The 23,551-nt window shown below is 52.6% G+C and carries 15 protein-coding genes; 13 read left to right on the top strand and 2 right to left on the bottom strand.

Going from position 1 to position 23,551, the window contains the following annotated elements; all coding sequences use genetic code 11:
- Window positions 1–38 precede the first annotated feature (38 nt).
- Window positions 39–1,532 carry a DUF1846 domain-containing protein gene (locus tag CMUST_RS15015; protein ID WP_047263188.1) on the bottom strand — a complete coding sequence of 498 codons (1,494 nt, stop codon included), beginning with the start codon at window positions 1,530–1,532 and terminating at the stop codon, window positions 39–41.
- A 112-nt stretch (window positions 1,533–1,644) separates the two neighbouring features.
- Here CMUST_RS15015 and CMUST_RS15020 point away from each other — a divergent pair, with 112 nt between their 5' ends.
- On the top strand, window positions 1,645–2,016 hold the full coding sequence (locus CMUST_RS15020) for a hypothetical protein (RefSeq protein ID WP_047263189.1): 372 nt from the start codon (window positions 1,645–1,647) through the stop codon (window positions 2,014–2,016).
- 270 nt (window positions 2,017–2,286) lie between these two features.
- Window positions 2,287–3,120, top strand: coding sequence for a hypothetical protein (locus CMUST_RS15025; protein ID WP_047263190.1), 834 nt, complete (start codon window positions 2,287–2,289; stop codon window positions 3,118–3,120).
- A 160-nt stretch (window positions 3,121–3,280) separates the two neighbouring features.
- On the opposite strand, the gene CMUST_RS15030 is transcribed toward CMUST_RS15025, so the two are convergent.
- On the bottom strand, window positions 3,281–4,510 hold the full coding sequence (locus tag CMUST_RS15030; protein ID WP_236690214.1) for a dicarboxylate/amino acid:cation symporter: 1,230 nt from the start codon (window positions 4,508–4,510) through the stop codon (window positions 3,281–3,283).
- A gap of 248 nt (window positions 4,511–4,758) precedes the next feature.
- On the opposite strand from CMUST_RS15030, the gene CMUST_RS15035 reads away from it, so the two are divergent.
- From CMUST_RS15035 to trpA, 11 genes are all read left to right on the top strand, one after another.
- Complete coding sequence (locus CMUST_RS15035; protein WP_047263192.1) at window positions 4,759–5,274, top strand: SdpI family protein; 516 nt, start codon at window positions 4,759–4,761, stop codon at window positions 5,272–5,274.
- 88 nt (window positions 5,275–5,362) lie between these two features.
- Window positions 5,363–8,614 carry a hypothetical protein gene (locus CMUST_RS15040; RefSeq protein ID WP_047263193.1) on the top strand — a complete coding sequence of 1,084 codons (3,252 nt, stop codon included), beginning with the start codon at window positions 5,363–5,365 and terminating at the stop codon, window positions 8,612–8,614.
- Window positions 8,604–11,747, top strand: a complete 3,144-nt coding sequence (locus tag CMUST_RS15045; RefSeq protein WP_047263194.1) for a hypothetical protein — start codon at window positions 8,604–8,606, stop codon at window positions 11,745–11,747. Before CMUST_RS15040 ends, CMUST_RS15045 begins: the two co-directional genes overlap by 11 nt.
- 5 nt (window positions 11,748–11,752) lie before the next feature.
- Window positions 11,753–14,992 carry a hypothetical protein gene (locus CMUST_RS15050; RefSeq protein ID WP_047263195.1) on the top strand — a complete coding sequence of 1,080 codons (3,240 nt, stop codon included), beginning with the start codon at window positions 11,753–11,755 and terminating at the stop codon, window positions 14,990–14,992.
- 311 nt (window positions 14,993–15,303) lie between these two features.
- The gene (trpB, locus tag CMUST_RS15055; protein WP_047263196.1) at window positions 15,304–16,644 is read left to right on the top strand and encodes a tryptophan synthase subunit beta; all 1,341 of its coding nucleotides are present in this window, start codon (window positions 15,304–15,306) and stop codon (window positions 16,642–16,644) included.
- A 47-nt stretch (window positions 16,645–16,691) separates the two neighbouring features.
- Window positions 16,692–18,242, top strand: a complete 1,551-nt coding sequence (locus tag CMUST_RS15060; protein ID WP_047263723.1) for an anthranilate synthase component 1 — start codon at window positions 16,692–16,694, stop codon at window positions 18,240–18,242.
- A complete protein-coding gene (locus CMUST_RS15065) occupies window positions 18,239–18,895 on the top strand; it encodes an anthranilate synthase component II (RefSeq protein ID WP_047263197.1) in 657 nt (218 codons plus the stop codon). The genes CMUST_RS15060 and CMUST_RS15065 overlap by 4 nt, the downstream gene beginning before the upstream one ends.
- Window positions 18,896–18,939: 44 nt before the next feature.
- Window positions 18,940–19,968 (top strand): anthranilate phosphoribosyltransferase, encoded by a 1,029-nt coding sequence (gene trpD / locus CMUST_RS15070; RefSeq protein ID WP_047263198.1) that lies wholly within the window; start codon window positions 18,940–18,942, stop codon window positions 19,966–19,968.
- Window positions 19,955–21,421, top strand: coding sequence for a bifunctional indole-3-glycerol-phosphate synthase TrpC/phosphoribosylanthranilate isomerase TrpF (gene trpCF / locus CMUST_RS15075; protein ID WP_047263199.1), 1,467 nt, complete (start codon window positions 19,955–19,957; stop codon window positions 21,419–21,421). The genes trpD and trpCF overlap by 14 nt, the downstream gene beginning before the upstream one ends.
- A gap of 13 nt (window positions 21,422–21,434) precedes the next feature.
- Complete coding sequence (gene trpB, locus CMUST_RS15080; RefSeq protein ID WP_047263200.1) at window positions 21,435–22,685, top strand: tryptophan synthase subunit beta; 1,251 nt, start codon at window positions 21,435–21,437, stop codon at window positions 22,683–22,685.
- 4 nt (window positions 22,686–22,689) lie between these two features.
- Window positions 22,690–23,541: a tryptophan synthase subunit alpha gene (trpA, locus tag CMUST_RS15085; protein WP_047263201.1), complete on the top strand. Its 852-nt coding sequence runs from the start codon at window positions 22,690–22,692 to the stop codon at window positions 23,539–23,541.
- Window positions 23,542–23,551: the final 10 nt, after the last annotated feature.

Raw genomic sequence — 23,551 nt, forward strand, 5'->3', positions numbered from 1 at the left:
CTTCACTAAACTTGCTAAACTAATGGCAACTACCCGCTTTACCGTTTCTGATACAGCGATTTCCGTTGGAACTTAGGGTCTGAAGTAACCAGAATTCCTAAATTCCGGAAAATTGTTTCATCAACGGAACCAAGAATGGTGGTGGTGTGCACGTCGCAGCCACGTAGCTGTTTTAGTTGGTCCAATGCACGTTTGGCTTCATCACTGGTTCCTGCGGAGACGGAAAGTGCGATCAGCACCTCATCGGTGTGCAGCCTGGGGTTCCTACTTCCTAGATGCTGCGTTTTTAAGGTCTGGATCGGCTCGATGGAGGCGGGGGAGAGCAAATGAACGCTGTCATCAATTCCAGCCAAATGCTTTAATGCGTTAAGCAGCATCGCTGCCGAACAGCCCAAAAGTTCAGATGTGCGTCCGGTAATGATGGTGCCATCGGCAAGCTCAATGGCGGAACCAGGTTCACCAGTTTCGATTTCCCGTTGCCTGGCAGGTGCAATCACCCGTCGCTTATCCGGAGTGATTCCGGCCTTGGCCATCACCACCGCCGCGCGGTCAGACTGGGTGGAATCGCAGCCATCCCGGGCCTCGTCGACAAGCGCCTTGAAATAACGTCGAATAATCTCTTGATTAGCTGCTTCCCGGCATACATCATCATCGATAATGCATAGTCCCGCCATGTTCACACCCATATCGGTGGGGGATTGGTACGGAGTGGTGCCAGTGAGCCGCTCTAACAACGTTTTCAGTAGTGGGAAGGCTTCAACATCGCGGTTGTAATTGACGGTGTGTTCGCCATGTGCGGTGAGGTGGAAATGGTCGATCACGTTGGCATCGTTAAGGTCGACGGTCGCCGCTTCATACGCCAAGTTCACCGGGTGTTCTAGCGGTAAATTCCACACCGGAAAAGTCTCAAATTTGGCATACCCAGCCTGCACCCCGCGTTTATGCTCGTGATAAACCTGGGATAAACACGTGGCTAGCTTTCCAGAACCAGGTCCCGGCGCGGTCACCACCACCAGATCACGGGTTGTCTCGGCATATTCGTTAAGACCTAATCCCTCCTCAGACACGATCAGATCCATGTTGGTGGGGTAACCAGGAATTACGTGATGCCGGGCAACTGTGAGCCCCAAACGTTCTAGCCGCTGTTTGAAGGCAGTGGCCAGTCGGTTGTCGTCCTCCATCTGAGTGAGCACAATGTGCTCCACCAGAAACCCCCGCGCCCGAAACACGTCGACGAGCCGCAACACATCGTCCTCATAAGTAATGCCAAGGTCCGCGCGCATTTTTTGTCGCTCGAGATCCTTGGCATTGATACAGATGAGGATTTCTACTTCATCCCGGATTTGCTCCAACATGGCAATTTTGTTGTCCGGGGTGAATCCGGGGAGAACCCGGGAGGCGTGCATGTCGTCGAAAAGCTTGCCGCCCATTTCTAGATACAGTTTTCCACCGATCTCTTCGCGGCGGGTTTTGATGTGTCGAGACTGCATCTCGATGTACTTATCACGGTCAAAGCCAATCGTTTTTACCATGGACCTTTATTAAACCAGATTGAGACGCACTCACTCAATATGACACGGCTAACCAGGAAAGACGCGCAGTTGACCACACTTTTCTAGTTGTGTCTCTGTTAGGGTTTTACGCATGAATCGTGAATTGAGTGTTGCGGAGAACGCGGTCTTAGAACAGATTATTCGCCATGCCCCACCATCGATGCCAAACGAGATCACCGTTTCCTCTAAACAGCGCGACTATCTGATTCAATTACTTCCGTTTCTTAGAGTTACTGGCACCTGTGGCTGTGGTTACTGTCCATCTGTATATCTCCATCCCACTGGTGACTGGCCAAAGCCTGTGGAAACTTGTAGCTACGTTTTGGACTCATGGACGGAGGATGATCCGGCGATGGTGATGCTGTTTATTGAAAATGGCATACCAACGTTTTTAGAAGTTGCGCCTTTTGGCGATTTCTCGGTGTCGTTGCCAGACCCGGACGCATTACGGTTTGATTTTTAAGACCCTGTAGCTTTGAGGTTCCTGCCACACTCGAAACTTTTGCGTTAGCACAGCTTAATTAGGGAAACCGCTACCGGGAAGATGCGGTACACATCACATAATTATTTGCCCCTTATACGGAATAAAACAAAATCGCCCCGCTGTTGCACCAAGTGTGAAGCCGCCGAGCCTCAGCACCCATAGCATTGTAGCACATAAGCAGCACGGCTGAGGGGCAGGCTCGCCGACTTTAACGTTGACTTAAGTTTCCCGAAACGGAAAGGACACCTCATGCGCTCTATGAAGACCCTACTTACCCTCGGTGTGGCTGCCGCTGTCATCGCCAGCCCAACCCAGGCTCTTGCCCAATCGGCGCAGCACCCTATCACTTCCACTTACTCAAACAACGTTTGCAGCATTAACGTCCATAAGGAAAATGAGAAAGCTGCGCACTGGTTTGGTTACGACATGGCTGTTGACCAGTTCGTTTTCCGCAAGATCGCGTTGGAAAACTCTGATTTCCGCACATTCGTCCAAACCTACAAGGACGCCCCTGCCCAGTCGGAAGCTGCTGTTAAGGCATACGATGGCATCAAGAACATCCTGCGCACCAACTATGGCTTCGAGGATAACGACATGGTCAGTGCCATCCACATCATCCAAGGAAACTTCGACTACGTCTTAAACGGCACCGGCGACATCGCAGGTGGGATCACCACCCCAGTCTCATTCAGCCCGGAACAGGCAAAACAAGCCCTAGCTGCTGATAACTTCCTGCAACGCTTCACCAAACACACCCCTGTTAACCCTGCAGATGTACAGTCAAGCGCTTTCAGTGAGGGTTACAACGCCCTTCGGGAACAGCGCGCTGCAGAACGCAACGAGTTCTTGCAAACCTTGAAAACCGAAGCATCCGCAGCATTGCGGGCATGTGCCGAAATGAAGAACTATCCAGAATCAGCCCCACGCGATGGGGAAAAGCCTCAGGCACCTGAGAAGAAGGGTGGATTGGGTGTAGGTGCCATCATCGGCATCGTTGCTGGTGTGCTTGCAGCAATTGCAGGTCTCATTGCTCTTACATTCCCGCTACTTAAACCCACCCTTGATCGTCTCATCCGTTTCTAAAGTGCCAAAAGGTACCGTGTAATCTTCCCAGAATCTAGGCGGAATAAAGCCCTGCTCTTCATTTCCATAGAATGTCGTGATAAAGAGCAGGGCTTTTCCCATGATTTATATGTGCAATTTTGTGGAACTGGGTAACAGGTGCCGTCAACACACTACGACGTTAAGCGGGATCAATTTCCCCACCGGAGATAGCCACAGCGAGGCCAAGATCGTCAGCGTCGTCAAGCTCATTGCGCACGATATTGCCCTTGGCAAACTTATCCACAACCAGTGCAATTGCGCCGTCGCCGGTGACGTTGCAGGCGGTGCCGAAGGAGTCGATCGCAATATAAGCAGCGATCATGAGCGCCACTTGGTCGTCGGTGAAGCCCAGATTAGCGGAAAGCAAACCCACGGCAGCCATGATCGCACCACCTGGAACGCCAGGGGCGGCAACCATCGTTACACCTAGCATGAGAATAAAACCAAGCGCTGTGGGTAGTGGCAGCGCCATGCCATCCATAAACATAATGGCAGAGGCAAACAGCGTGATCTTCATCATCGAACCGGAAAGGTGAATCGTGGCGCAGAGTGGAATGACGAAAACAGCAACGGATTGCGAAACACCGTTCTTGCGGGCCGATTCGTAGGTGACCGGGATTGTTGCTGCGGATGAGGATGTGCCCAGAGCCGTGAAATAGGCGGGCATCATGTTCTTCAGCGATTTCAGTGGGTTACAGCCCGTGATGAGCCCAGCGAGCAGGTATTGCAGCAGCAAAAGCGCGAATGAGCCGATAATCGCAAGAAGTAGAACTTTGGCGAATGCAGAAAGCACGTTGGTTAGATTGCCGTTCATGCCCAGCGATAAGAAAAGACCAAAAATGTAAATCGGAAGTAGCGGGACGATGAATTTAACGATCACTTTCATTACTACCCGGCGTAGATCCGCAACACCGCCATACAAGGTGTCAGATTTAACGGTGGTCATCGCCACGCCAACCACGAAAGCCAGCACCAACGCGGTCATAACCGGCATGGGGGCGGGCATATCGACCGAAATATAAGGCGACAGTTCGCCTTCGGAAATATCGGCAACGGAAATTTTTTCTTGGCCATTCAGAAGCCACGGATAAATAAGCACCGCCGCACCCCAGGACACGAGTCCCGCAAAAACAGCGGAACCGTAGGCTATACCTGTGGTGACAGCCAACCATTTACCAGCACCCCGACCCAAACCTGCGATGGCTGGGGTAATGAGGGCGAAGATGAGCACTGGTACGAAGAAACCCAGGAAGTTGCCGAATAAGCCGTTAAAGGTGACGAACACCCTGGCGAGCTGTTCGGGGAAGAAGCTGCAGATGATGCCGAGAATGATCGCAATGATGATCTTAAAAAGCAGCGACGATGTCAGCTAGCGTAGATTCATGAGTATTCCAAATCTATGTAGGGGACATAAGCACTAAGATAAGGATGCGACCAGTGCATCTCACTGCGCTTTCCTTGGTGGTTTACTGATAGTGGAATCGATAAACCTGTTAAACCCTAATCTAGCGTGTTAGGAAGTTAATTCATATTTTTCCAACTGTTGCATATATCGCATAAAAGTAGTTGGGCAACAAGAATCGTCGTTTTGCCATACAGGTGGCTAGAGTAATCACCATGACTGTTGTTGGAACGCTGCTTGCCATCTTCGCCGTCGCTTTGCTGATTATTGGAGCCTTGGCTTGGTCACGGCGCTTACCGGGCAATAAGTACATTGGGGTGCGTGTTACGGAAGTCCGTAAATCCAAGGAAAATTGGGATACTGCCCACCAGTTCGCTGGCCCGTTATGGGTAGCTGCCGGAGTGGCATTAGCTGTGGCTTCCGTACCGCCGTTTAGTGGCATTTCCTGGTTGTTAATCATCACGGTCATTGGGGTTATCGCGGCTGTGTATTTCGTCGGGCTGGGGGCGTCACTGGCAACGCGTGCCGCAGGGGTGATGGGGCGAGAAGACAGCCAAGAGGGTGGTTGTTGCGGCGGTACGCCTGAACAGACACCATCACCCAAGGAAGAAATGCCGTGCGAAATTACCGGCGACTGCGATCCCGGCGCATGCTCTGGTGCTGGTATCTGTGGTGGTCATGACATCGATATTGCCGCTTTACGACGCGCAGCGAAGTCTGCGGACGGTTAAAATTTCTGGTTTTAGGTTCTCATGTCGGACTCATGTGTAAGAATCATTGTGAATTGATCCGTGGGATCGGCAAAGGAGCACTGCCGTTATGGCTACAAAGGACTGGACTCCAGTTATTTCGCTTTTCGACGAACTAGGGTGGCGGAAAGCGAAAATGAAGCAGGTGGCGGCCCTGCCATTGGGCACCGCGGAGCAACACAAGCTAGCCAAACGGTTATTAAGTAGCGGGCAGCTTCCCACCAAAAATGGCGCGAACCCGTTGATGTTGTCGTTATTTGCCCTCCGGTTGGGGGTCGCACCGAAGCGGGTCGTGCAATTACTACGGCGGTATAATTCTCGGGGCGATCATCGATTAGTTGCACAGTGTGTGGCAGAACACGACGCAGAATACGCCACTGGTTTTATCGACGAAGCGGCACGATCAAATGGCATTGAGGGTTCCCGGTTGTATGTGGATAGTGATTTCAATGCCGCTAGTTTCTTCATTCTTACCCAGTACTTTCCTGAAATCCCGATCCCATCGCACGAAAACTATCTTTATACCTGGTCTTTTCTTGCCGCTCACGCGCTGAAGGTCCCCGAAGGTGGCGTCAGCAGTTCTAGGGATAGCAATCCCACACTCGATGAAATTGTGCCTACTCTTCGTGAGCATTTGCATGCTTGCTTTGCCGGTGGGCTCGATATGTGGGGCATGATCGGACACGTGGCGTTGCGGGCGTTACACCGAAACGAAGTGGAACGGGAAAAGGTAGTTGCCGCCGCTTTTTATTCCTTAAGCACCGCCGTCCGACCGGGGCAGCGCCGCCGAATGGTGGAGATTTTGACCAAGGAGCTTAACGTCACGGACGATGAAATCCGCGAGCATTTCAAAATTCTCACCGGTTGTTTGACCACCGCCGACCCGATAATCATCTCCGCCTTTGGCAAACGGGCAATCGCACTCGCACCCGCAGATGCCATCGGTGATCTGGTGTTACCCATGCTGTATGTGACCACGCTCAAGGGGCAAAAAGACACCCTTAGCGCGGTTGTGCGCCGAGGCGATATTCCAGCTGGCTCCCAGGCTATTCTGACCGAGCGAGTGGCGGAATTAGCTGGCAGCACCGATGAAAAGGTGGCGGGATATGCGACCAAGCTTCTTTCACGGTGGGGCGCTGCGGGCGATGGGTCGTCGACAAGCGAAGAAACCGTGATATATCCCTGGAACGACCCACCCCAGCTATGGGCGCTGCCGCGATTTGAACGGATTGCGCCAACCCCCGACAGCATTATTGATGCGATGCGGCACAAGGCGGTGTCTGAGCGCACAACCACCGTCGAATCAGAACAGTGCCTTGTCGCCTTCCACCAGCTAGCCACAGCCGATATTGACGCGGCTAAGCGGCTATCTACCACGTTGGGTTCGCACGCGCCGTGGTGGTTTGTCATTCCAGAAACCCCTGACATCTTTTCCACACAAAGCTATTACGGATACAACTCCAGCGTTGGCATTCGTAATGCCCAGCTACAACACACAATCGGCACGATCCCGAATATCTTGTCCGAACCCAGCTATGTGGATTTGAGCATCACTGTGGACGATCTTCTTGCCCGGCTGGCAGAATACGCAGATAGCGGCGCTCACGCCATCGAAGCAGATTTTACGTTGGCGTTATCGCGGCTGATCCTTGATGGGATTGATGTTGCAGCAGCCCAAGCCGAAGCATGCCGATACCAGGTGCCAATTTTAAGACCCATCAATGAGACAGATGACGTTTTGATGGCAGGCGAAATTCTGGCGAATTTTATCGCTGATCCATACCCCGTTCCGGAAATGATGTCTGGTGTAACCCGGAACCGGTGGGAATACGGTGAGGTCTTTCAGCCACGCACCATTCCGACTCCGCGTAGCCTCCGGAAGATAACGGAACGATTGACCGAAGACATCTACCGTGGTGGGTTAAACCCGGCGGCGGTACCACGCTGGGGTGACGTCGGATGGACCCAAATGAAGTACCACAAAACCGCAACCGATGCCGTCGAAGGCGCGTTAGCTCTCCAAGCGGCCCGGAGTGCCACAGCGTTAGAGCCTGGCACCGCGATGAACCTCATTGCACTCATGCAACCCACCACCAGAGGCGGATTGGAATTAGCCCAGCAAGCGATAAGCGATGCCTGGAACCGGGGCCTGTTGCGTCCAGGGGTTGCCGATCCCCGCTATCTCCATTGGGATCCTCACAACACCACGTACACCGCCATTGCCACGATTGCTGTGGAATTGGCAGAAACCGGGATGCTGGCGGTGGCGTGGCAGCTTCTCGACGACATCCTCGTCCTATCCAGCAAACGCCCCGCATCCAGCGCCAGCACTTCAGCCATAGCGCAAGCGATGGCGCAGCTCGCGCCGTCTATCGCGCAGGCAATCTCTCAGGGGCAAGCACCAGCTAAAGCCGCTAACGTCCCTGGGTTACGGCACTTGGCAGCGAAACCCACCAAGAATAAATCAACCACTGCTGCCCGCTCGGTGACCGCGGTTTTGCCGGAACCAACGGAAGCAACCAGCATCGCAATCAATGTCGATCTTTCGGCCTGGGAAGAACCCCAGCCAAACGTTATCGCCGATGATGCGATCTGCACTCTGGTGGCACCGACCGTGATCGCTGTGCAGTTTCCGCCCTCCGATACCACCAACCTCATCGGGGAGAAAACCTGTTATATCTCCATTTTTGAGCTGCGTAATTTCCTCAATTACCAAGAACTCACCCTTTACACCGATGGCGGTTTTGATTCTGGTTGGAGCCTTTTTGCCAAGTGGAGCAAGAACGCCTGGCATATTAACGAAAAGGGAAGCCGAGGTTTCCCCAAAGACAATCTTCAATTGACCACAACAGTTCTATATGCACTGTTAGGCGCACTGGTTACCGGTAAGGAAGGTGCCGATACCTTCACGACATTCAGTAGGTTTTTAACGGAAGGGAAAATCTCCGACGAGGCAATCCGCACCACCACCAAATTACTTGTACGCAATGAATTATGGTCCCCGGCTCGCGCGTTGAGCCTGTTAAAAACAGACGACCAACTGCACTACTTATGGCCGCTACTCACCGAGTGCATTTCAGCCGCAACCGAGGCTGTGGAATCCGGCGCAAATCCACCGAAATGGTTAACCAAGGTGCTCGATGTAGTCAGCACCTACTCCCACATTCTGGTTGCAGCAACACAAGCTGGTTTTATCCCCGCTGATTCATGGGAACCATTAACAAAAATCGCGCAGCACAAGAAAAAGACAGCTGCGGTGCAGAAAGCAGCCGCCCTCACCACAATTTTAAACCCAGCCCAGAAAGCCGGAGATGCCTCATAAAGATTTACCGAAAGCGGTTGCATTGTTCGACGAGCTAGGTTGGGCAACCGCACAGCCTACAGACACACCAACATTGGACATTGGCACCAAAGAACAGCAGGCAGTAGCAAGACGTGGCTTAAGTACCGGCAACTGGGAGGACTACCAGTACCAACCGGAGTATCGTCGGATTGATTATCTCGACGGCGCCAACGAATACATGATGACCTTGTTCGCTTTGCGGTTGGGGGTGGCGCCGAAGCGGATCATCAGCATCTTCCGCCGTACCGGCCATAGTGCGGATTACCGACTCATTGCTGAGCTGGTTGCGTTACAAGGCGAAGACTACGCCCGAAAGTTTATTGCCGAGGCAGCCCGGTATAACGAAACCGAGGGAATGGAGATAATCTCACATAACGAGTTCAATATTTCATCGTTTTTCCTAGTCAATCGGCATTTCCCGGAACTGGGAATTCCACGCGATCCCAATTATCTACACGCGTGGGCGTTATGCGTAGCACACCGCTTCAGGGTTCGAGGAGTGCGCATGAAATTCACCAAGCTGGCTGAACAATTACCGCGCTGGACCGAGCTTGAATCCACGTTCGAAGAACACCTCAAGCTGTGCCTCAAACGTGGTGTGGCGTTGTGGGGAGCCGCTGGCCATGTCGTCGTTAAGGCAGTGGCGTTAGGAAAACTACCACGCGAAACCGCAATTACACAGCTCATCGCTTCGCTCGATACTGCCGTGCGCCCGCAGCAGCGCCGCCAGATTATCGCGTTGCTTTTCGACGATCTCGCGATTACCGAATCGGAAATACTAGCGCAATTAGAACCACTGAGCGCCTTACTTACCACCGCGGAACCGCAACTGATCAGTGCATTTGGGATGCCACTCATTCGGAAGGCACCCGCCCACAAACTCGGCATATTGGTTCTGCCCATGTTGTATGTTTCAACCCTCAAAGGACAAAAAGAAGTATTAAACGCACTGACCACCCGAACCGATATGGGCATCGAAGTGCGCACTGAATTGCGTGAGCGGGTAAGAGAGTTATCCCAGGTAACAGACAAAAAAGTTGCGGCCCTCGCATCAACTCTCCTTGAAACGTGGGGGATAGTCGACCAGGAGCCGTCGACAAGCGAATCCAGTGTGCACTATCCCTGGCATAGTACACCAGAGCTTTGGCGGCTACCCCGGTTTGAACGGATCTCGCCCACCCCCACCGCGATTACCGAAAAGCTCCATTCATTTCCCGTTTCGGCAGAGGTTACAACGGTCGAATCGGAGCAGTGCTTGGTGGCGTTTAACCAACTGGCCTGCCAGGATTTAGAGGCGGCACGTAGCTTATCGTCCACCCTTGGCCCGCAAGTTCCTTGGTGGCTTAAACTGCCGGAAGAGCAGGAACCCTTAGGAGTTTCAGTAAAAAGTCGCGAATACCACATCCAGACCAACCTGGGGTCGGTACCATGCTTACTCTCCGAACCAAGTTTTATCGACCTCAGTATTACCTTTGAGGATCTTTTAACGCGCTTGGATAGTTACGCTAACGCAGGAATTGCGGTGCTTGGCGCGGACTTCGCCATCGCGCTATCTCGGTTGCGGTTTACAGGGCTTGATGTCGACGCTGCACAGGTAGAAGCACGCCGTCGCACGGTACCAGTTTTAAGCGATCACAAATCAGACAAACCGCTGGTTGCGGGCGAAATCCTTGCCGAGTTTCTCGCCGATCCTACAACACCGCCACCATGGTTAACCACGCAGCTAGCGACGGCAAATCAGTCGGACTCTAGTTCGCTGCGGTACCGAAAAACCGCTATAAATGAGCGCGAAGGCGCTATAGCATTCCAAGCAGCTCGAAGCGGCTCCATTTTGGAACCAGGTGTCGCCATGAACCTCATTGCATTGACAAAACCAACGGTTACTGGCGGCTTGGAACTCGCACAGCAAGCGCTTATCGACGCTTGGGATCGTGGTATCCTTCCACCGGGTGTCGCTGATCCCGCTTGCTTAGACTGGAATCAACGAACTACCAGCTACGCCAACATTGCTGAGGTGGCAGTGGAACTAGCTGAAAACAGAATGTTGGCGGTCGCTTGGCACTTACTCGACGATATCCTCAGCCATATATCCCGCCTACCAGTGGCTACTTCTCAGACGGTTAACATAGCTGAGACCATGCACCAACTGGCTCCTTCTATAGCTCATGCAATTTCCTCTGGACAGGCACCATCCGAAACCGCCAACGTACCGGGTTTGCGCCATTACGCTGCGAAAACATCCACAAATAAAACAACGGAGGCGGCACGTGCCACCATTAATCTACTACCGGAACCGGTATCTCTAACTACCAAGGAAAATGAAGTCGATCTGTCCGCCTGGAAACAACCACAACCAATTGTCGAAGCAGATACAGCAACCTGCCATGTGACCGTCTCGTCTGCCAAAAACCAACCCAATACAATACAGGTTCTATTCCCACCCAATGAGACCACGGGGCTCATTGGAAGAAAAGCCTGCCATATCGTGGGTAAATTGGGTGATTTCCTCGACGTCCAAGAACTAGCCCTTAATACACCAGATGGTTTCGATTCTGCATGGACGTTATACGCTCAATGGCGTGGTGACAGGTGGGACATTAGCAAGGAAAGCAATCAAAAACCTCCTATCAATGAACGCCTATTAACCACAACTGCTGTATTTGCTCTCGTAGGACGGCCAGTGATGGGTAAAGCGGGAGATTCCTGGTTCGAAGAATTTAACGACTTTCTTTCCAAGGATAAGATTTCTTCCGAGTCACTCCAAACAGTCACTAAAGGTCTTTTACGCAATAGAAATTGGTCGCCGGTTCGCATCTTAACTGTATTAACCAGCGAAAAGTACCTGCACTACATGTGGCCAGTCCTGAGCGAATGCCTAGCTGCTGCCGCAAAACGCATAGCCGCCGGTGATCCGGCACCGAAATGGCTTGGCAATGTCCTCCGTGTCTGTGACACCTATGATGATATTTTGATTGCCGCAACTACTGCAGGTTATATCCCGCCCGATGCGTGGGAACCGGTAGGCGTGATTGCGCAGCAGAAGAAGAAAACCGCAGCGGTGAAAAAAGCGCAAGCGTTGGTGCCTGTTTTCCTAGCTGCGCAGAAGGACTGACCGTTATGCCCCATAAGTATCTGAATGCGGCGATAGCGCTGTACCGGGAATTGGGTTGGCCTGATGCGGCCATAGAACAGATCCCAACGTTGCCGTTGGGTGATGCTAAGCAACAGGAAATCGCACGTCAAGGGCTTAGTTCCGGTAAATGGGACAGGATAGAGCGGCGTCCGATATACCGACATGTGGATTACCTTTCCGGGGAATCGCCGCATAAGCTGACTCTTTTCGCGCTGCGCCTTGGGGTGGCACCGAAGCGGATTATCGAACTGCGGATAGAGCATGGTCACCGCACTGATTTCTGGCTGTTCGCACAGCTTGCCGCAGCTAGAGGGCGCGATTACGCGCTGGAGTTCATAGCGGCGGCGTGTGCATCTGGTGGAAATCAAGACGTGCTGGACAGCGACACAGATTTTAATCTCATGTCGATTTTCCTCATCACCAGCTATTTGCGCGATTACGATATTCCGACCGATACGCACTATTTAATGGCATGGTTGCATGCTGCGGCACTGGCATTAGATTGCCCCGACGCCATAAATATTGGACACAATCAAAATCTGCCAAACTGGGTGGAGTTGGAACCTACTTTTACCAGGCATTTGCGGGCCTGTTTCGCTGCGAATATACCATTGTGGACGGTTGCTGGATCGGTAGCGATGGCAGGACTGGAGCTTGGGCTAATCCCCAGGAAAGAAGTCGTTTCTGCTGCAGTTTCATCGCTTGCAACCGCAGTTTCGCGATCCCAGCAACGCCACATGGTGGATTTCTTGTTCCAGGAACTTGCACTTACAGATGACGACATCGTTAACCACTGGGATGGGTTCATTGAATTTTTGAATGTCGCAGCGCCCCACCATGTGGTCGCATTGGGGGAGCGCATGATTACTAGCGCCACCCCGGAGTGTGTGGCGGATGCCGCAATCCCTGCCTTATATGTGCCAACGCTTACTGGTCAGCGCCGTATTCTTAAAGCGCTTACATTGCGTGCAGATTTAGACGATACAGCAATAAAACCCCTGTTAGATCGCGTATTAGAGTTAGGAGGTTCCACCGATAAAGAGGTCAGTCGGCGAGCATTAGCACTGGCGGAGCAGTGGGGGAGAGCACCTGAAACGTCGACAAGCAAAGCACTGTATCGGTGGCAGAATCCGCCGTCGCTATGGCAGTTACCCCGGTTTGAGCGGATGCCCGCATCAGTAACAGCGATCGTCGAGGTACTAGCAACGGGACTTTTCGACACCGGAGTCACCACAGTAGAAACCGAACAATGCATGGTCGCATTCCTGGAATTGTGCCGCTTGGACCCGGATGCAGCAGCGCGAATAGGGGCAGGCAAAACTGTCGATGATGCCTGGTGGTGGCCATTTTTTGCCCCGGAAATTCAAAGCACGCCCGCATCGATGTACGACAATGGCTCTGCTATCGCTGAACGTAATTATCAACTCGTTCGATCATCGGTGCCATGCATGCTGTCGGAACCTAGCTTCGTCGATTTAAGCATTAGCTTCGATGACTTATTGGCACGTCTTGATATTTATAGTGCCCACAATGTTTCCATACTGGAACCAGATTTGGTGGTGGCGTTATGCAGGTTAAACACTGCCAATATTGACATTTCTAGTGCGCAACACAAACTTCGATCGTACACAATTAAAATTGTGCGAAACCTTACGCACGAATTGCCACACACGGTGGGCGAGGTTATCGCTGATTTCCTTACCACACCACTCGGGCTACCCAGCTTGGAGCGTGGGGTTTCGCGTGGCAACGCATACCACACGCTGGTTACTCACGCCGAAGAAGCGGCCACCACATCGCATTTTATCGATGTAGGGGGATACCTATTCAATTACAGCAACCACGATCACCTTGACCCGGGAATCGTACCTCGTTGGGGCGATGTTGCGTGGACACGACTGCGGTTTCGGCGCAATGCGGAAAATATCGCTGCCAACCAGCTGGCACAGCAGGCTGCCCGGAGTGCAACACCACTAATGCCAGGGATCGCAATGAACCTCATCGCCGCAACAGTTGGAGGTAACGGCGCTGGTCAACAGGCTATTGTGGACGCATGGTCACGTGGTTTACTTCTACCGGGGATGCCAGATCCGGCATTTCTTGACTGGAACCCTCAGGGAAATAGTCACGCCAAGCTGACGAGAATAGCGCAAGAACTTGCCGATATGGGGATGGTGGCAATCGCCTGGCACCTTCTTGATGCTGCGTTAGCCCGGTGTATAACCCCAACGACTGGCACCGCCCAGGTTGCGCGAACCTTGCTAGAATTTGCGCCTAGCGTCGCGAGCGCGATCGAAAATGGCGATGCCTCGCGCGATGTCGCCCAACTGCCAGGGGTACGTCGGTTTGCTGACCTTGATGGTGAAAATTCGACAAGTAAGCATGCCCGGCAAGTCATTGAGAAACTTCCTTCACCAGCGAATATTGCTGCTATTAATCAGCCGACCCTTGCGGGTTGGGACGATCCGGAACCACCGGTGATTATCGATAACGCGCCCGTTTATTGCCGGACATCACCGATTGACCCCAAAAGATGTGTGGTCAAAATTGACCACACCCGCTTAAATCACCGATGCTGGGAGCTATCCGGTGCGCAGCTATATGTCAGTCCGTTCTGCTTTGATATGGTTCTGGATTCACATGAAATCATCCTTGATAAATACCAGGATGGACGGATGACCAGCGATTACGCAATGCGATGGAACGGAAGTCAGTGGATTTTGAAACCCAAAACTCCATTAGATTTTTCTTACCCGCCGATACCAATGCCGCAAACGGTCGTATTTATTTTGCTCGCGACCATGGGACCGGGCAAAACCGGCAATGCTGCGCAGCGACTATTTCTCAATTTCCTCATTGAAAAGAAAATTTCTTCGCAACTAATTGCCCTAACCACCCGTGAACTTGTGAGAACCCCCGAATGGTCACCACTACCCGCATTGAAATTGCTACGCACAACCGACTATCTTCCCACCCTATGGCCACTTCTTAGTGAGTGCGTTTCCGGCGCCGTCGCGGCTATCAGTGCAGGTGAAGCACCACCTGCGTGGCTCGGGAAGATTCTTAACTCCTGCATAGCCCACGGCGAAACTTTAAGGGCGGCTACTGCAGCTGGTTATATTCCGATCGATACCTGGATTTCGCTCCAACAGATGACGGAAATTGCCACGGGTAGTATCAAAACCAAAGCATTAGCGGCATATGCAGCAATTATCCAGCAGTAATGCCGTATTTTTCGCTTGTCGACGGCCCCTTGGGGGCATTATCATCAGTGTTTCACGTGAAACATGTGCATCCAGGACAGCAAAATCTGCATTGGGGTTGCGCTTAACCTGGATCACACAGTAAATTAACTAAGCGATGGATACGATAAACAACAACTACTGGTGGTGGCGCGCGTAACAGCGGGCCCGATTAGTTGATTGCAAGTTTCCGGCCCAGATGACCAGCTTCCCGGCTGCGAAGGGCCTTAATTTATTTCGGGAACCCATTCACAGCACGGAAGTACCCGCACCGCTGCATACGAAAGGTTCCCATGACTGACAAAAATCTTCGCAAAACCCTCATCGACGCCTACTTCGGTGATTTCGGTGGCCAACACGTCCCAGACGTGTTGCTTCCAGTATTAGACCAACTCGAAGCGGGTTTTGTCGAGGTTCTCTCCGATCCCACCTTTGAAAAGGAATTAGACGAGCTTCGACGGAATTTTCTTGGCCGACCAACCCCGATCACTGAATGCGCGAACCTTCCACTACCGGGCCGGGGAAGGGGGAAGGCCCGAATTTTCCTTAAAAGAGAAGACCTGGTACATGGCGGCGCCCACAAAGGTAACCAAGTATTGGCGCAAGCACTTATTGCTAAGCGGATGGGAAAGACTCGCCTCATAGCAGAAACTGGTGCTGGCCAGCACGGAACCGCCACTGCTATGGTCGCAGCTTTGATGGGCATGGACTGCACAATCTATATGGGGGCCAAGGATGTAGCCCGGCAGCAGCCTAATGTATATCGAATGCGGTTGATGGGGGCAACGGTTGTACCAGTTACCAACGAACACGGCGATTCCATGTCGGATGCCATCGATGTCGCGTTAGCGGACTGGGTAGAGAACTTGGACAGCACTCACTATCTGCTAGGTTCTGCCTGTGGCCCTCACCCTTTCCCAACATTGGTTAAAGAATTCCAAGCCGTTATTTCCCGCGAGTCCCGCGAACAAATGATTGAACGGCTAGATGGTGCGCTCCCTGATGTAGTGGTTGCGTGTGTCGGCGGCGGCTCCAATGCCATTGGCGCATTTGCAGATTATCTCACCGATAAGCCAGGAAACGACGATGTTACTCTCGTTGGGGTTGAACCAGCCGGTGAAGGACTTGATTCCGGCAAACATGGAGCGCCACTAAACCGCGGGGAAGTCGGAGTACTACATGGATCCCGCACCTACGTCATGCTGAACAGTGATGGAACACTCCAACACTCACATTCCGTCTCCGCTGGACTCGACTACCCAGGAGTTGGACCGGAACACTCTTATTTAATGAACACCGGGCGCGCTCAATATGTTGGCATTACAGACGCAGAAGCGTTGCAGGCATTCCGATTGCTCAGTCGATATGAAGGCATCATTCCCGCATTAGAGTCCGCGCATGCGCTGGCATATGCCCTCAAATTAGCCGAACAGGCCGAAGAAACCGATAAACCAGTTAACATCCTGGTCAACCTTTCAGGCAGGGGTGACAAGGATGTTAATTATGTTCGAAATCTCCTCGGTGACCTCGCTGCCGAGGACCCCGCTACAACTGATGTTACAAGTCCAAAGGTTGCAGAAGTTTTAGCGGCCATGATCACCGAGTCAAATGCTCAGGAAGGTGTGGGGCAATAAGGATGAGTACCACGACGCCTTCACAAACCCCTCTCGGAAATTCGTCAATGTTTCACGTGAAACATTCATCAGTTCGCTATCATGCCGACGCCGCTGCTTTATTTGAGGCACTAGGTGGGGTAACCAACCCCAATACTCTACTTTTGGAAAGTGCAGATATAGACTCCAAAAAGAACACGGCATGCATGGCAATTATCACGGCGGCGTTGCGGATAACCTGCGAACAGTACTCCGTGACCGTTGATGCTTTGACGTTAACCGGCGAGGCGATGCTCCGTCGGCTGGCAGGGCAGTTGCATGAATATGTGACATCTGATCGTGCAACTAGGTTGGTATTTCAGTTTCCACCGACCAGCGCACATAACGAACGAGAACGATTAAAAGCACCGAGCACCGCAGCTGTTTTACGCGCCTTGCAGCTAGACGCTGGCTACCATAGTGAAACCCTGCCAATGCTGGGAGGTGGATTCGCATTTGACTACATCGATTCCTTCGAACAATTACCAGAAGTACAGGTCGGCCAGAATACGTTTCCCGACTATCAGTTCCTCGTAGCGGAACAATTGCTGCGCATCGATCACCTCACACAAACCGCAAGTATTGAATGCGTAGCGCTTTCTCAGGATGCGGTGACTGAAAGCGTCGAAAAGCTCAGCGATGCGGTGGCCAGTTTTGTAGCTGAATCGACTGAATCAACACCAACACCAACTTCGGCGCTACCAGTTATGGCCAGCGTTACCGACGCGGATTTCCGGGGGCACGTGGAACGTTTGCAGGGCAACATTGCTGATGGGGATATATACCAAGTCGTTCCGGCACGATCGTTTAGCGCTAGCTGCCCCGATGCCTTCGCAGCCTATCGATCACTGCGTGCTGTTAATCCGAGCCCCTACATGTTTTATTTTCATGGTCTTGCTGCTGGAGAGCCATTTGAGCTGTTTGGGGCATCGCCGGAATCTAACCTGAAGTTCACCGCCACCTCCCGCGAAGTTCAGCTATATCCTATCGCTGGTACGCGTCCGCGCGGCTTGACTGCCGACGGGCAGATCAATCACGAACTAGATATTCGGGCCGAACTCGAGATGCGTACCGACGCCAAAGAAATGGCCGAGCATATCATGTTGGTAGATTTAGCCCGCAACGACCTCGCTCGTGTGGCTGTACCAGCTACCCGGAAAGTGGCGGAACTACTGCAAGTCGACCGTTATTCGCGAGTCATGCATTTGGTCAGTCGGGTTACGGCTACTCTTGATTCTGATTTTGATGCACTTGATGCCTATCGAGCCTGTATGAATATGGGTACATTGACCGGCGCGCCGAAGCTACGCGCGATGGAACTCATTCGGGAAACTGAGGGGGTACGGCGCGGCTCCTATGGTGGGGCAGTGGGATATCTCAGTGGTGACGGATCCATGGACACCGCGATCGTCATTCGCTCAGCCTACGTTCAAGGAGGAATCGCCACCGTCCAAGCGGGTGCAGGCGTTGTACGTGACTCCCAACCACAGGCCGAGGCCGACGAGACGGTTCATAAGGCATATGCAGTACTAACCGCGATAGCTACAGCCCAATCAAAGTTTCCGGAGGTACAACGATGAGTGACGCTTCGATTCACGTCGTTTTGATCGACAATCACGATTCTTTTGTCTACAACCTGGTTGATGCCTTTGCGGTTGGTGGCTACCGCTGCACTGTCTTTCGCAATTCCGTCCCCGTAACCGAAATTTTGGCTGTTGAACCAGACATTATTTGTTTGTCACCGGGTCCTGGTCATCCGCTCGATGCTGGCACCATGATGCAGCTTATCGACGCAACCCTGGGACAAATCCCAATTTTAGGAATTTGTCTCGGCTTTCAGGCACTATTGGCACATTATGGTGCAACGGTTCAGCCCTGCGGGCCAGTACACGGTGTCACAGACGCAATGCAGCTGACACACGCTGGCCGTGAGAGCAAAATTTTTGAACAGCTAACAACAGACGACCGACCCGAGATCGGGCATATCGGAAAAACCGTTCCGGTCGCCCGCTATCATTCGCTTGGCTGCCGCGCCACTGATGCACCCGCTGACATTGTTGTACTTGGCACCTGTGAAACCACTAAGCTTGGCGCGGTCATCATGGCAGCCAGGACGGCCGATGGCATGGCTATCGGGCTACAGTTCCATCCTGAGAGCATTTTGAGCCCGAATGGGCCGATAATTCTCGATCGGTGCATCGAGACTCTCATCTCCACCACTACCCCCAAATAACATCACTGTGACAAAACAGGTCTTCACGCGAAAGTTGAATAAACATGACTTCATCTCACCATCTTGATCGACTCATAGCGTATCTTGATAACCCCCAACCGACAGCCGAGGAAGCGCAAGCCGTATTCACCCCTCTCACGACTGGGGAATACGACGACGTACACATCGCCGCATTGCTCGCCACTCTACGTACTCGTGGCGAAACGCTGGCTGATATTCTGGGGGCCGCCCGCGCCTTCGTAAACGCAGCGCGACCTTTCCCTATCACCGGGGAAGGAGTGCTAGATACAGCAGGCACCGGCGGCGACCGTTCTAATACTTTCAATATTTCGACCGGGGCATCGCTAATCACCGCGGCAGGCGGTTGCCGTGTCGTCAAATGCGGGAACCGATCGGTAAGCTCACAGTCTGGTTCCGCTGATGTGCTAGAGGCCCTCAATATCCCACTAGACCTTGATCCAGAACGTGCAGTACGTCAGGTTGAGGCGTCAAACTTTACCTTCCTATTCGCCCCGGCATACCATCCAGCCGTCGCACATGTAATGCCAGTCCGACGTGCACTTCGGCTACCCACGATCTTTAACACACTCGGTCCGATCCTGTCGCCCGCCCGCCCTGAACTACAAATAATGGGTATCGCTAACCCCCGTATGGGGCATATGATCGCCGAGGTATTTAGAGAACTCGGACGCAGTCGCGCCTTGGTGGTCCACGGCTCCGGTGTCGACGAAATCGCCGTGCACGGTTCCACGCAGGTATGGGAGCTGAAGGACGGCGAAATTACCCATTACGAAATCGAACCAGAAGATCTGGGGCTCAGCCGTCATCCACTGTCCGATTTGGTGGGCGGTGATGGCATAGCCAATGCCACGATTCTGCGCAGTATTTTTAAAGGGGAAGGAACGACTGCCCAAAACCATGCACTCGCAGCATCGGCAGGAGCAATGTTTTATTTGCATGGTGCAGCTGATTCCATGCGTGAAGGTGCAGAACTAGCCCTGGAATTATTGCATAACCACACTGTACACAATTGGCTCGCCACTCATGAGGATGCAGATTATGGAACTACCTAATAACAATGTTTCACGTGAAACATCGGTACTACCGACAGTCCTTGAGAAGATCGTCGACAAGCGTCGCACCGATATACCGCGCATAGGTGCACGAATCGCCCATGTGGACGTTAATTCTTTAGCAGAATCAACACGCAGTCTCTATGCCAACCTTAAACAGGCAGGGCGTGGGGGAGCGGCATACATCATGGAGTGCAAGAAGGCGTCACCTTCCTTAGGTCTAATTCGCCAACACTTCAATCCTGGAGACATTGCCCGGGTGTATAGTCGTTACGCCGCAGGAATCTCGGTGCTGTGCGAACCAGAGTTCTTTGAAGGCGACTATGACCACTTGCAGGCGGTGGCCGCCACCACCCATCTGCCGGTTTTGTGTAAAGATTTTATAATCGATCCGGTACAAATACATGCCGCACGCTATTTTGGCGCGGACGCCATCCTTTTAATGCTAAGTGTGCTTTCCGATGAGGAATACCAAACACTGTCGCAATTGGCCGCACGCTTCAACATGGATGTACTAACCGAAGTCATCGATGAGGCTGAAGTAGCGCGAGCGATCCGCCTGGGGGCACGCATCTTTGGAATTAACCACCGCAATCTCCACGACCTCAGCATCGACCTCAGTCGGTCGGAGAAGCTATCAGCATTACTTCCCGAGGATGCTGTTGTGATCGCAGAATCCGGCATTCGAGATAACGCAACCGTTCGTAGGTTAAGCGCACATTGCAATGGTTTTCTGGTCGGCTCTCAGCTCACCAGCCAGCCAGACATCGACAAGGCCGCCCGAATGCTTGTGTACGGCCCCAATAAGGTCTGTGGCCTAACCACCACCACAGCCGCACAAGCTGCTCGCGCTGTCGGTGCAACCTATGGCGGATTGATCTTTGAGGAAACATCACCGCGTAATGTTTCACGTGAAACATCGGAAAAAATCATTGCGGCAGAACCTAATCTAGATTACGTTGCCGTTTCCCGCCGTACTACTGGTTGGCAAGAACTGATCCAACCGGGCATCACGGCCGTGCAGATACATAGCCCGTATCAAGGATCGATAGACAGCGAACTAGCGCTAATTGCGCGGATACGACAAGAAATTCCAGCCGATATCGCTATCTGGCGCGCAATATCCATGACCGAACCATACGGGCCAGAATGGGCACTTGCCCTGAGTGAGGCTACGGATATGCTGGTACTTGATTCAGGTAGCGGTGGCACCGGAACCCGCTTTGATTGGTCTGTTATACCTGAAAAAGTGAAATCCTCATCGCTCATCGCAGGCGGGATTTCACCAACCAACACCAACGCCGCCCTGACTACTGGCTGCGCTGGTCTAGACATCAATTCCGGAGTTGAATATGGCAGCGTCAATACCAAGCAGTGGCATGGTGTTAAGGACACAGCTGCTTTAAACCGAGCCTTTTCCACCATCCGAACCTTTCAATTCAATACTCACTAGAAAGAGTTTTTTCATGAACCAACCACCAAAAAGCGCCGGTGGCGCGACTATTCTACCCGCCTATTTTGGTGAATTTGGCGGCCAATACGTTCCAGAATCGCTCATCCCGGCACTCGACCAATTAGAGCAAGCATTCGTGGACGCAATGGCCGACCCGAGCTTTAAAGCGGAGTTATCCGATTACCTCCGCGATTATTTGGGTCGGCCTACCCCCATCACCGAATGCCTTCACCTTCCCACGGAAGGAAAGGGGAGGGGATATGCACGGATTTTTTTGAAGCGGGAAGATCTAGTGCATGGTGGCGCACATAAAACTAATCAGGTTATCGGTCAGGCACTGTTAGCTAAGCGCATGGGCAAGACCCGTATTATCGCGGAAACCGGTGCCGGACAACATGGCACCGCAACTGCACTCGCCTGCGCGCTACTGGGTTTGGATTGCGTGATTTACATGGGTGCAAAAGACGTCGAACGGCAACAACCGAATGTGTATCGTATGCAGCTCATGGGTGCTACGGTAGTACCGGTTGATTCCGGCTCAGGGACCCTAAAGGATGCGGTCAATGAAGCACTACGGGATTGGACGGCTACATTCCACGAGTCTCATTATCTGCTAGGCACTGCGGCTGGTCCACACCCATTTCCCACAATCGTTAAAGAGTTCCACCGGGTCATCTCCGAAGAGGCCAAGCTGCAAATGCGGGAGCGCATTGGTGGCCTTCCGGACGTTGTTGTCGCGTGCGTCGGTGGCGGTTCTAATGCCATTGGCATGTTTGCCGAGTTTATCGACGAACCCGAGGTCGAGTTAATCGGCACCGAGCCAGGTGGGTACGGTGTAGATTCTGGACATCACGGCGCAACCATTTGCAACGGGCAGATTGGAATTCTTCACGGCGCACGCAGCTATCTTATGCGCGATAGTGAAGGTCAGGTGGAAGAATCCTATTCCATCTCAGCAGGTCTTGATTACCCGGGCGTTGGTCCAGAGCATGCGTATTTAGCCAGCACCGGTCGTGCTTCGTATGTGCCGATCACCGATGCTGAAGCGTTGCAAGCATTTCAACTATTAGCGCGCCATGAGGGAATTATTCCAGCGTTAGAATCTTCCCACGCGTTGGCCTACGCTTTACGACGAGCAGAAGAAGCTGAAGCAAACGGTCAACATCTCACGATTCTCGTTTCTCTATCCGGCCGAGGCGATAAGGATGTTGACCACATTCGTCGCACACTTACCACGCATCCAGAGCTTGCATTAAAGGATTAGACCCATGATTTCTTCAATAACCGACCGCTACCACAGCATGTTCGAACGTCTTGCCTCCAATCAGGAGGGCGCATTTGTTCCGTTTATCATGTTGGGCGATCCAACCCCGGAAGTTTCGATGGAAATCGTACGAACCGTGATAGCCGCTGGAGCGGACGCCTTAGAGCTAGGGGTGCCATTTTCCGACCCAGTAGCTGACGGCCCAACAATCCAACGTTCCCATATTCGGGCACTTGCCAACGGCGCAACGATAGAATCCGCCATTGACCTTATCGGACGCATTCGCTCAGAATTCCCAGATGTACCTATTGGCCTATTGATCTACGGAAATGTCCCTTTCAGCCGAGGGCTCGACCGCTTCTATCAAGAATTCGCTGCGGCGGGAGCGGATAGCATTTTAATTCCTGATGTCCCCGTTAGGGAGGGCAGGCCCTTTATCGCGGCAGCCGAACAGGCTGGCATCTTCCCGATTTTCATAGCACCTGCCCAGGCGGCGGAACAGACTTTGGCTGGTGTTGCGGCTCATTCCAAAGGCTACATTTACGCAATTTCCAGGGATGGTGTTACCGGCACAGAACGAGAATCCTCTACTACCGGACTATCCGACGTAGTAGCTAATATCAGCAAATATGGGGGTGCGCCAGTGTTGCTCGGTTTTGGTATTTCCACACCGCAACACGTTACAGATGCCATCACATCCGGCGCCGCCGGAGCGATTACCGGCTCCGCCATTACCGCCATCATTGAAAAACACTGCGCTACTGACTCTACTGGAAGAGTAGTCATCAACGATCATGGAACCATGCTTCAGGAGCTTCATAATTTCGTCAGCACAATGAAGGCCGCCACCCGCTAAAAGTTCCACA

The sequence above is a fragment of the Corynebacterium mustelae genome (assembly GCF_001020985.1).
GTDB lineage: Bacteria > Actinomycetota > Actinomycetes > Mycobacteriales > Mycobacteriaceae > Corynebacterium > Corynebacterium mustelae.

Excerpts from the sequence above, each read along its gene's own strand:
- CMUST_RS15015 (WP_047263188.1), bottom strand. The coding sequence starts at position 1,532 with ATGGTAAAAACGATTGGCTTTGACCGTGATAAGTACATCGAGATGCAG.
- CMUST_RS15020 (WP_047263189.1), top strand. The coding sequence starts at position 1,645 with ATGAATCGTGAATTGAGTGTTGCGGAGAACGCGGTCTTAGAACAGATT.
- CMUST_RS15025 (WP_047263190.1), top strand. The coding sequence starts at position 2,287 with ATGCGCTCTATGAAGACCCTACTTACCCTCGGTGTGGCTGCCGCTGTC.
- CMUST_RS15035 (WP_047263192.1), top strand. The coding sequence starts at position 4,759 with ATGACTGTTGTTGGAACGCTGCTTGCCATCTTCGCCGTCGCTTTGCTG.
- CMUST_RS15040 (WP_047263193.1), top strand. The coding sequence starts at position 5,363 with ATGGCTACAAAGGACTGGACTCCAGTTATTTCGCTTTTCGACGAACTA.
- CMUST_RS15045 (WP_047263194.1), top strand. The coding sequence starts at position 8,604 with ATGCCTCATAAAGATTTACCGAAAGCGGTTGCATTGTTCGACGAGCTA.
- CMUST_RS15050 (WP_047263195.1), top strand. The coding sequence starts at position 11,753 with ATGCCCCATAAGTATCTGAATGCGGCGATAGCGCTGTACCGGGAATTG.
- trpB (WP_047263196.1), top strand. The coding sequence starts at position 15,304 with ATGACTGACAAAAATCTTCGCAAAACCCTCATCGACGCCTACTTCGGT.
- CMUST_RS15060 (WP_047263723.1), top strand. The coding sequence starts at position 16,692 with ATGTTTCACGTGAAACATTCATCAGTTCGCTATCATGCCGACGCCGCT.
- CMUST_RS15065 (WP_047263197.1), top strand. The coding sequence starts at position 18,239 with ATGAGTGACGCTTCGATTCACGTCGTTTTGATCGACAATCACGATTCT.
- trpD (WP_047263198.1), top strand. The coding sequence starts at position 18,940 with ATGACTTCATCTCACCATCTTGATCGACTCATAGCGTATCTTGATAAC.
- trpCF (WP_047263199.1), top strand. The coding sequence starts at position 19,955 with ATGGAACTACCTAATAACAATGTTTCACGTGAAACATCGGTACTACCG.
- trpB (WP_047263200.1), top strand. The coding sequence starts at position 21,435 with ATGAACCAACCACCAAAAAGCGCCGGTGGCGCGACTATTCTACCCGCC.
- trpA (WP_047263201.1), top strand. The coding sequence starts at position 22,690 with ATGATTTCTTCAATAACCGACCGCTACCACAGCATGTTCGAACGTCTT.